Annotated in this window: 8 protein-coding genes and 1 tRNA gene; 6 read left to right on the top strand and 3 right to left on the bottom strand. The window is 60.9% G+C overall.

The genetic code is table 11. From position 1 onward, the window contains the following. Window positions 1–191 precede the first annotated feature (191 nt). The 6 genes from IL54_RS09170 (at window position 192) to IL54_RS09145 (ending at window position 8,149) form a co-directional block, all read left to right on the top strand. Window positions 192–276: transfer RNA gene (locus tag IL54_RS09170), tRNA-Leu, on the top strand. A gap of 68 nt (window positions 277–344) precedes the next feature. Further along, window positions 345–1,961 carry a trigger factor gene (gene tig, locus IL54_RS09165; RefSeq protein WP_037475007.1) on the top strand — a complete coding sequence of 539 codons (1,617 nt, stop codon included), beginning with the start codon at window positions 345–347 and terminating at the stop codon, window positions 1,959–1,961. 139 nt (window positions 1,962–2,100) lie between these two features. Next, window positions 2,101–3,090 carry a glycosyltransferase family 2 protein gene (locus tag IL54_RS09160; RefSeq protein WP_037475005.1) on the top strand — a complete coding sequence of 330 codons (990 nt, stop codon included), beginning with the start codon at window positions 2,101–2,103 and terminating at the stop codon, window positions 3,088–3,090. Window positions 3,091–3,179: 89 nt separating this feature from the next. Further along, window positions 3,180–3,815 (top strand): ATP-dependent Clp protease proteolytic subunit, encoded by a 636-nt coding sequence (locus IL54_RS09155; RefSeq protein WP_037475003.1) that lies wholly within the window; start codon window positions 3,180–3,182, stop codon window positions 3,813–3,815. 139 nt (window positions 3,816–3,954) lie between these two features. Next, on the top strand, window positions 3,955–5,223 hold the full coding sequence (gene clpX, locus IL54_RS09150) for an ATP-dependent Clp protease ATP-binding subunit ClpX (RefSeq protein ID WP_037475001.1): 1,269 nt from the start codon (window positions 3,955–3,957) through the stop codon (window positions 5,221–5,223). Window positions 5,224–5,590: 367 nt separating this feature from the next. After that, complete coding sequence (locus IL54_RS09145) at window positions 5,591–8,149, top strand: TonB-dependent receptor (RefSeq protein WP_037474999.1); 2,559 nt, start codon at window positions 5,591–5,593, stop codon at window positions 8,147–8,149. Between the two features lie 197 nt (window positions 8,150–8,346). Here IL54_RS09145 and mtgA read toward each other — a convergent pair whose 3' ends face one another. The 3 genes from mtgA to IL54_RS09130 form a co-directional block, all read right to left on the bottom strand. Beyond that, entirely contained in the window at window positions 8,347–9,045 is a 699-nt protein-coding gene (gene mtgA, locus IL54_RS09140; RefSeq protein ID WP_037474996.1) for a monofunctional biosynthetic peptidoglycan transglycosylase, read from the bottom strand. A 100-nt stretch (window positions 9,046–9,145) separates the two neighbouring features. After that, a complete protein-coding gene (rpoH, locus tag IL54_RS09135; RefSeq protein ID WP_037474994.1) occupies window positions 9,146–10,060 on the bottom strand; it encodes an RNA polymerase sigma factor RpoH in 915 nt (304 codons plus the stop codon). Between the two features lie 77 nt (window positions 10,061–10,137). Beyond that, window positions 10,138–10,489: RluA family pseudouridine synthase (locus IL54_RS09130; protein ID WP_237748830.1), on the bottom strand; the 352-nt coding region annotated here is incomplete at its 5' end.

Genomic DNA, 10,489 nt, shown 5'->3' with positions numbered 1-10,489 from the left:
GGGGTTCGATGATGTCGGGTGGGGGCAGGCCGTCGGGATTGGGATCGGGCTGGGTAGCCATGACTGCGGCACTCCTTCATGGGGTTGGTCGATAGGCTACGCACGGCCCGGCAACAGGGTTCCCGGCATCATGCCACTATCCCTTGCCTCTTTCCCCGCTTTTCTCTATGCCGCGCCGACCGGCGACCGATGCGGGCGTGGCGAAATTGGTAGACGCGCCAGATTTAGGTTCTGGTATCGCAAGATGTGGGGGTTCGAGTCCCTTCGCCCGCACCAGTGCGCCAGGCCCCGGCCCATCGCAGGCGCCACCGAAATTCAGCTGAAGAAAGCGTTTGAGAGAAGAGATGCAGACTGTCGAGACGTTGAACGAGGGCCTAAAGCGCGCCTACACCGTAACCATCACGTCGAAGGATATCGACGCGCGAGTGGAAAAGGAAGTCAAGACCATGGCGCCGCAGGTGCGGATGCCTGGCTTCCGTCCCGGCAAGGTGCCCGCCAACCTGGTCAAGAAGATGCATGGCGAGGCTTTGCAGCGCGACGCGCTCAACAACAGCATCCAGGAAAGCATCCAGAAGCTGATCGCCGACCAGAAGCTGCGTCCCGCGATGCAGCCTTCGGTCGAGCTGGACGAGGGTTTTGAGTTCGGCAAGGATGCCGAGATCAAGGTCGCGCTGGAAGTGCTGCCGGAAATCGCCGCCCCCAGCGTCGATGGCCTCAAGCTTGAGCGCCTGACCGTTCCCGTGAGCGACGAACAGGTCGCGGAATCGGCCGGTCGCATCGCCACCCAGCAGGGTGCACTGGAAGAACATGCCGACGATCATGTCGCGCAGGACGGCGACACGCTGGTCATCGATTTCGTCGGCAAGGTCGATGGCGAAGCCTTTGAAGGCGGTTCGGCTGACGACATCCGGCTCAAGATCGGCGCGGGCCAGTTCATCCCCGGTTTCGAAGAACAGCTGACCGGCGTGAAGAAGGGCGAAGAAAAGACCATCGAGGTCACCTTCCCCGAAGATTATGGCGCGGAACATCTGGCCGGCAAGGCGGCGACCTTCGACGTCACCGTCAAGTCGATCCTGGACGGCGACAAGCCCAAGCTGGACGACGAGTTCGCCAAGTCGCTGGGCCTGGAAGGGCTGGAGCAACTGAACGACCTGCTCAAGGGGCAGATCGAGCAGGAGCATAACGGCCTGACCCGCACCCACATGAAGCGCAAGCTGCTCGACCAGCTCGCCGCCTCGCACGACTTCGACGTTCCGCCGAGCATGGTGGAAGCCGAATTCGAGCAGATCTGGGCGCAGCTTCAGCATGAAGCGGGCCATGAAGAAGACCCGGCCGCCGCACTCGCCGAGATGGAAGCCGAGAAAGAAGACTATCGCGCCATCGCCGTGCGTCGCGTCCGCCTTGGCCTCCTGCTCTCGGAAATCGGCCAGGCCAATGGCGTGACCGTGTCGGAACAGGAAATGAACCGCCTGATCATGCAGGCCGCGCAGCAATACGGCCCGCAGGATCGCGAGCGTTTCGTGCAATATGTCCGCCAGGACGCGATGGCCGCCGCCCAGCTGCGCGCCCCGCTCTATGAGGACAAGGTCGTCGACTATCTGTTCGACAAAGCCGAAGTCACCGAACGCACCGTGACCAAGGAAGAGCTGGAAGCAGCGATCGAAGCCGAAGACGGCGACCTCAAGCCGCATGTGCATGGCCCCGATTGCGGTCATGACCATGACGAAAAGCCGAAGGCCAAGAAGGCTGCGCCCAAGAAGAAGGCCGAGGCGGAAGACGCCCCGGTAGCCGAAGAAGCGCCCCCCGCGGAAGAAGCTGCGCCCAAGAAGGCTGCACCGAAAAAGGCTGCCGCCAAGAAGGATGTCGCCGAGGACGCGGTCGCAACCGAGGAGGCACCCGCCGCCGAGGCCGCGCCCAAGAAGAAGGCCCCTGCCAAGAAGGCCGCTGCCAAGGCCGAATAAGGCTTTCGTCAGACTGAAAGAGCGCCCGGCTTCCTCGTGAAGCGCGGGCGCTTTTCATGTCTGGGCCATTATGGCAGAGGAAATATTAACCCTGCCGGTCCATGTCTTGGCGCGCGGACGACCAGAGGATAGGCTGACGATGAAGGAATTTCCGCCCGTGGATATGGCTCTCGCCAGCGATGCTGCCGCCGGATCGCCGCGCATCGCGGTCATCCTGCCCTGCTACAATGAGGCAGAGGCCATCGTGCAGACGGTGGCCGACTTCCGCCGCGCTTTGCCGCAGGCGGTCATCTACGTCTTCGACAATAACAGCAGCGATGGCAGTCGCGACCTGGCCGCCGATGCGGGCGCGATCGTCCGCCGCGTATCGCAACAGGGCAAGGGCCATGTCGTGCGCCGCATGTTCGCCGACGTCGATGCCGACATCTACATCATGGCCGATGGCGACGCGACCTACGAAGCCGCCGCCGCCCCGGCGATGGTGGCCGCCATGCTCGCCGACAATCTCGACATGGTGGTCGGCTGCCGCAAAAGCGAAGCGGAGGAAGCCTATCGCCCCGGCCATCGCCTCGGCAACTGGGCGCTGACCGGCCTGCTCAAACAATTGTTCGGCCGCAGCTTCACTGACATCCTGTCGGGCTATCGCGTCTTTTCCCGCCGCTTCGTCAAAAGCTTCCCGGTATTGTCCGCTGGGTTTGAGATCGAAACCGAGATCAGCGTCCACGCGCTCGAACTCGCCATGCCGGTGTCGGAAGTCATCACCGCTTATGGCGCGCGACCCGAAGGATCGGTCAGCAAGCTCAGCACCTATCGCGATGGTTTCCGCATCCTGCGCACCATCATCACCCTCTATCGCATCGAGCGGCCGGTGCTGTTCTTCGGCATCATCGCCGCCTTCCTGGCGCTGCTTGCGCTCGGCCTCGCCGCGCCGCTGATCGTCACCTATATGGAAACGGGCCTCGTGCCCCGCTTCCCGACCGCGATATTGGTGACCGGCCTCATGATCCTCGCCACCCTGTCGGCGATGTGCGGCCTGATCCTCGATACCGTCGTGCGGGGCCGCCGCGAAGTGCGTCGTCTGGCCTATCTCGCCCACCGCGCGCCGTCCGATTACGCCGCGCGCGACTAGCCCGATCCCGCTGCACCTGTTCCCCCTTGAACCTGCCGCCTTTTGTGACGATGTAGGGGCGGGCAAAAGCAGCTGACTGAAAGAGCATAATGACCGATATCATGACCAACCCCATGGCCGCGCTGGTCCCCATCGTGATCGAACAGTCGAACCGTGGCGAGCGCAGCTTCGACATTTTCTCGCGCCTGCTGCGCGAACGGATCATCTTCGTGACCGGCCAGGTCGAAGATCATATGGCCTCGTTGATCGTTGCCCAGCTGCTGTTCCTCGAATCGGAAAATCCGAAGAAGGACATCTGGATGTACATCAACTCGCCCGGCGGCGTAGTGACGTCCGGCATGGCGATCCACGATACGATGAAATATATCCGGCCCAAGGTCGGCACGCTCTGCGTCGGCCAGGCCGCCTCGATGGGCAGTTTCCTGCTGGCCGCGGGCGAGCCGGGCATGCGCTTTGCCACCACCAACAGCCGGATCATGATCCACCAGCCTTCCGGCGGTGCGCAGGGCATGGCGTCCGATATCGAGATCCAGGCCAAGGAAATCCTGCGTATCCGCCGCCGCCTGAACGACCTCTACGTCAAATATACCGGACGGTCGTTGGAAGAGGTCGAGAAGGCGATGGATCGCGACACCTTCCTCGAAGCGGACGAGGCCAAGGCTTTCGGCCTTGTCGATGAAGTGTTCGACCAGCGGCCTTCCTTGGCCGATCCGTCGGATAGTTGATGGCTGACTTTGCCGCGGCGCGCCACTTCTCCCCTTGTGGAAACGGCGCGCCACGGTCTAGGATGGCCTTTGGACCAGAATATCCCTCGCCGATGCGATCAGGTCGATCGTCAAAGCGGCAGGGAAGAAAGAATGGCGAATGACTAAGCTTACCGGCTCCGATTCAAAAAGCACGCTTTACTGCTCCTTCTGCGGCAAGTCGCAGCATGAGGTGCGGAAGCTGATCGCGGGGCCGACCGTGTTCATCTGCGACGAATGCGTGGAACTGTGCAACGACATCATTCGCGAGGAGACCAAGGGCGGCCTCGTCGGCAAGAAGGATGGCGGCGTGCCGACCCCGCAGGAAATCTGCGATGTGCTGGACGATTATGTGATCGGCCAGAACCGGGCGAAGCGCGTCCTGTCGGTCGCGGTCCATAACCATTATAAGCGCCTCAACCATGGCTCGAAGCCGGGTGAGGTCGAACTCGCCAAGTCCAACATCCTGCTCGTCGGTCCCACTGGCTGCGGCAAGACCTTGCTTGCGCAGACGCTGGCCAAGACGTTCGACGTGCCCTTCACCATGGCCGACGCGACGACGCTGACCGAAGCGGGCTATGTCGGCGAGGATGTCGAGAATATCATCCTCAAGCTGCTCCAGGCGTCCGACTATAATGTCGAAAAGGCGCAGCGCGGCATCGTCTATATCGACGAAATCGACAAGATCAGCCGCAAGGCCGAAAACCCCTCAATCACCCGCGACGTGTCGGGTGAGGGCGTGCAGCAGGCGCTGCTCAAGCTGATGGAAGGCACCACCGCGTCGGTGCCGCCACAGGGCGGGCGCAAGCATCCGCAGCAGGAGTTTCTGCAGGTCGACACGACCAACATCCTCTTCATCTGCGGCGGGGCCTTTGCGGGTCTGGAAAAGATCATCGGCGACCGTCTGGAAGCCAAGTCGATCGGCTTTGGCGCCTATGTCGCCGCGCCCGAAGAGCGCAAGACTGGCGAACTGCTGCGGTCGAGCGAGCCGGAGGATCTGCTCAAATTCGGCCTGATCCCTGAATTTGTCGGTCGTCTGCCGGTCATCGCGACGCTCGAAGATCTGGACGTCTCCGCGCTGGTCAAGATCCTGGTCGAGCCGAAGAACGCGCTGGTCAAGCAATATGGCAAGCTGTTCGACATGGAGAATGTCGACTTGAGCTTCACCGACGACGCGCTGACCGCGATCGCCAAGCGCGCCATCGAACGCAAGACCGGCGCGCGCGGGTTGCGCTCGATCCTCGAATCGATCCTGCTCGACACCATGTTCGATCTTCCCTCGATGCAGGGCGTCGGCGAAGTGGTGGTCGACAAGGAAGTGGTCGCAGGCAAGAAAGAGCCGGTCCGCGTATTCAGCGAAAAGCAGAATCGGGCCGAAGACGCCGCCTGACGTCTTCCTGTCCATAACTGATCCCAAAAGGGGCCGACGCACGATCGTCGGCCCCTTTTTTATGATCTGCGGGTGCAGCGCACAAAAATTTCTGCCGCGTTGCAAAATTGCACCACTGTCAAACTAAGTCCCCACCGCACCATTAAGTCACTAAAATGCAATGATTTATGGCCAGAGGCGGGGCGTCCCCAAGCGCAACGGCGCGGGGTGGTGGAGGAATGTGACAGTCTGGATGCTGCATTGTAACAAATTTGCAATCAGAGCATCACAGGGCCGTCGCCAGTAACCGCCAAATGCGGTCCCGGCTTGAGAGAACAGCACAGCACAGGCGCCCACGCGCCACCTTTGAAAAAGGGAAAAGGGTCAAATGAAACAGTTTCTAATGGGCAGCGCCGCGATCATCGCCGTCGCCATTCCGGGCGCCGCCTTCGCGCAGTCGACCGGTTCGCAGGATTTTGAAGACACGATCGTCGTCACCGGCGCGCGCGTCAATGCAGGTGTCGGCGGCGTCGTTCTGCCCGACACCACCAAAGCCAAGGGCGTCCTGACCCAGGAAATCATCGCTAAGCAGGGTTCGGGCAACAGCATCCTGAACGCGATCAACCTGATCCCAGGTGTCAGCTTCCAGAACAACGATCCTTATGGCTCGGCCGGTGGTACGCTGAACATTCGCGGCTTCGGTCCCGATCGCGTGTCGCTCACCTTTGACGGCATGCCGCTCAATGATACCGGCAACTATGCCATCTATTCCAACCAGCAGCTCGACCCCGAACTGATCAACGAAATCAACGTCAACCTCGGTTCGACCGATGTCGATAGCCCGACGGCAGCGGCTTCGGGCGGCACCGTCAACTATCGCTCGATCAACGGGTCGGACGATTTCAAGGTCACCATGGTCGGCGCGGCTGGCGACTATGACTTCTTCCGCCTGTTCGGCCTGGTTGAAACCGGTGTGTTCACGCCGTTTGGTACCAAGGCTTGGTTCTCGGCATCGACCACGCGCAACGACAATGTGTTCAACAATTTCGGTCAGATCGACAAGCAGCAGTATAACGCCAAGATTTATCAGCCGATTGGCAGCAACGGCGATTTCGTCTCGATCGCTGGCCATTGGAACGCCAACCGCAACAACTTCTTCGGTTCGCTTCCCCTGCGTGTCGATACCGACCAGGGCCGTGTCGCTGGACCGAATTCGGCCAACCGCTATCCCATCACCAAGGATGAGCGTTTCTACACCATCGCACCTTGCACCGTTCCGACGGGCGTAGCTGGCGTTGCCGATGCTGCGGGTAGCTGCGGCACCCTGTTCGACTATCGTTTCAACCCGTCCAACACCGGCAATATCCGCATCAACTCGCGTTTCACGCTGACGGACAAGCTGACCCTGACGGTCGATCCCAGCTATCAATATGTGAAGGCGAATGGCGGCGGCACCGCTGCTGCGCGTGAAGGTCTGTTCGATCTCGATCCGGGTTCGGCTTTCGTTGGTCAGGCCGGTTATTTCGGCGGTTCGCCCTATTTCGGTCGCGATCTGAACGGTGACGGCGATCTGCTCGACCAGGTCAATGTGTTGGCACCCAGCCAGACGACGACTGACCGTTACGCTGTCCTCAGCTCGCTGCGGTACGACATCGATGACAATAACCGCGTTCGCGTAGCCTACACCTTCGATCATGGCCGCCATCGTCAGACCGGCGAAGTCGGCTTGCTGGGCCGCACCGGCGAAACGCAGGACGTGTTCCCGTCCGATGACCCGCAGGCCGCAGTCAACGGATCGATCCTGCAAAAGCGTGATCGCCTTTCCTATGCGATCCTGCATCAGATTTCGGGCGAATATATCGGCAAGTTCTTCGACGAAATGCTGACGGTTCAGGCGGGCGTTCGCGCACCGTTCTTCAAGCGCAAGCTGCAGAACAACTGCTTCACCAGCAGCGCAGCCGGCTTTGTCGAATGTTTCGGTACGGACGGCGTCATTCCAGGCAATACGGCCGCTTTGCGTCCGACTTGGGCTGGACCGCAGGAACGCACCTATAAATATGACAAGGTGCTGCCGAACCTCGGCCTGAACTTCAAGATCACGCCAGAAGCCAGCGTGTTCTGGAACTATTCCAAGGGGCTGTCGGTGCCGGGCACCGACTCGCTCTACAACGCCTTCTTCTTCCCGCAGGATACGGCAAGCGCGAACCCTGAGCCCGAAACGACCGACAGCTTCGACCTTGGTGCCCGCTACTCGACCTCCAAGTTCCAGGCACAGGCAACCTTGTGGTACACCGCTTACAAGAACCGTTTGGCCTCGGCCTTCGACCCTGAACTCAACGTTTCAGTCTTCCGTAACCTGGGTGAGGTGGAAAAGTACGGGTTTGATGGCAGCATCGGCTACACGCCGATCGAGAACTTCACCCTCTATGTCTTCGGTTCCTATCTGAAGTCGAAGATCAAGGATGATATCGTGATCGGCGAAGTCACCACCGGCGGCGTGACGACGGAAGTCTTCGCCCCGACGGCTGGCAAGCGTGAAAGCGGCGCCCCCGTCTTCACCCTGGGCGGTCGCGCCGAGGTCAACTTCGAAGGCGTAACTCTGGGCGTGCAGGCCAAGCGCACCGGCAAGCGCTTTGTGTTCGACACGAACCTGCCGACCTACCGCAACACCGCGGCTGCTCTGACGCCTGTGGAAATCTACAGCGCCGCGGCCCCGGCCTACACGCTGGTCGATCTGGACGCTCGCGTCTCGCTCGCCCGCTTCGGTGCGAAGGATACCTGGTTCCAGCTGAACGTCAGCAACCTGTTCGACAAATTCTATGTCGGCGGTTTCGGCGGTGGTCTGAACCAGTCGGTCAACACGACCACGGGCGTTTATGGCAGCCCCGGCTTCGTGCAGATCGGTTCGCCGCGCGCGGTATCGGGTTCGCTGCACGTCAGCTTCTGATCCGACCAAAGCCAACGAAACAGAAAAGGGCGGGGAGCAATCCCCGCCCTTTTTCTGTGCCTGCAATCGCGCTGTCCTACTTGGCTACGCCCGCCTATAAAAGGATATCAACCATTAGGCCGCACTTTCCGATAGGATCAGCCGCGCGTAACTTTATGTCGAAATCTGCGGGAAATATGCGAAGTTAAGAGGATGCGTCACCGCAAACAGCTATCCAACCCGTCCCGCTGCACCGCGCCGATCCGCGCCGCGATCGTATTGCCATAGCGACGGGTGAACCCCGTGGGCGCAACGGCCGCGCGCTTCTTGGGGAGAGGGAGAACGGCGGCGATGCGAGCGGCTTCCGCGCGCGTCAACTGGCCCGCGCCATGGTTGAAATAGCGGATCGCGCCCGCCCGCGCGCCATAGGTGCCGATGCCGGTTTCGGCGACGTTGAGATAGACTTCCATGATCCGCGGCTTGCCCCAGATCGCTTCGATCAGCACCGTGAACCAGGCCTCCAGCCCCTTGCGCACGAAACCGCCGCCCTGCCAGAGAAACACATTCTTGGCGGTCTGCTGGCTGATCGTCGATCCGCCCCGGATGCGTCCGCCGCTGGCATTGTTCAACGCGGCCTTGGTGATGGCATCGACATCGAAGCCATGATGGGTACAGAATTTGCCATCCTCCCCGGCGATCGCCGCGCGCGCCATGTCGGGGTCCATCTCGTCGAGTGGCATCCAGTCCTTGGTAATGCCATTGGGATCGAGCAGCATGGTCATGGTGACCGGCGGCGGAACGAACCGATAGACCACCACCATCAGCAGCGACAGGACCACGAAGCCGAGAATGATCTTGAAGGGAAGGACGATCCAGCGCGAACGGCGACGGGGGGAGCGGAGGGGTTTTGCGGTCATGGCAGGAGCGTAACGCACTCCCGCCACGCCGCTCAAGCCGCGCGCACAAAAAAGGCCCCGGCTTTACGCCGGAGCCTCTTAATGTTGGTAGCCCGATCCGTCAGGCGGCAGCGAAGCGCGCCATCTGGCCCAGCCGGTCGCCTGCAATCCGCATCATCGCCTTTTGCAGCTTCTCGAACGCCCGCACCTCGATCTGGCGCACCCGCTCGCGGCTGACGCCATAGACCTGGCTCAGTTCTTCGAGCGTCTTGGGCTCTTCGGCCAGACGCCGTTCGGCCAGGATGTGCTTCTCGCGATCGTTGAGGTCGGTCATCGCTTCTTCCAGCATCTCATGGCGCTGGGTCCGCTCTTGCTCGTCGGCGACACGCTCGTCCTGCAGCGGATCATGATCCTGCAACCAGTCCTGCCACTGACCCTCGCCATCCTCGCGCATCGGCACGTTGAGCGACGTGTCGCCACCCATCGCCATGCGACGGTTCATCGACACGACATCCTGTTCGGATACGCCGAGATCAGTAGCGATCTTGGTGACATCCTCCGGCTTGAGATCGCCATCCTCGAACGCTTCGATGTTATTCTTCATCCGGCGCAGGTTGAAGAACAGCTTCTTCTGCGACGCGGTGGTTCCCATCTTCACGAGCGACCAGGACCGCAGGATGAATTCCTGGATCGACGCGCGAATCCACCACATGGCGTAGGTCGCCAGACGGAAGCCGCGCTCGGCCTCGAACTTCTTCACGCCCTGCATCAGGCCGATATTGCCTTCGGAAATCAGCTCGCTGACCGGCAGGCCATAGCCGCGATAGCCCATCGCGATCTTCGCCACGAGGCGCAGATGCGAGGTTACCAACTGCGCTGCCGCTTCAGGATCCTGATGCTCCTCATAGCGTTTCGCCAGCATATATTCCTGCTCAGGGGTGAGCAGCGGAAATTTGCGAATCTCCGACAGATAGCGGTTGAGGCTGGCTTCACCGCCCAGCGCCGGCACCGCGGGGACATTGCTCTTGTTGGCCATGTCGCTTCACCTTTCCCTTTCATGCGCGGCGGGACCCAGAAGAGGCATCCAAATCGCCGTCGCAAACATGTCGAAACCTATACTCTAAGCTCGCTTAACAGTTCCTGCATGTCCATGGGCAGTGCACTTTGGAACAGGAGGGGCGAGCCCGTCACCGGATGTATGAACCCTAGGGTTTTGGCGTGCAATGCCTGCCTTTTGAAACCCAGCGTTTCCAGTATTGATTTGAAACCTTTTCTATCCCTACTGTAAACCGGATCACCGATCAAGGGGTGCCCGATATGCGCCATATGCACGCGCACCTGATGCGTTCGGCCGGTTTCCAGGCGACATTCGACCATCGCCGCGCCAGTCAGCCGTTCCTCCATCCGATAATGGGTAACGGCATGTTTGCCGCGCCCTTCCCGATGAACCGCCATCTTCTTTCGA

Origin of the sequence: Sphingobium sp. ba1, from assembly GCF_000743655.1 — a bacterium.
GTDB lineage: Bacteria > Pseudomonadota > Alphaproteobacteria > Sphingomonadales > Sphingomonadaceae > Sphingobium.
Note: the sequence above shows the minus strand (reverse complement) of the source record. Positions and strands in the feature narration are given on the sequence as shown.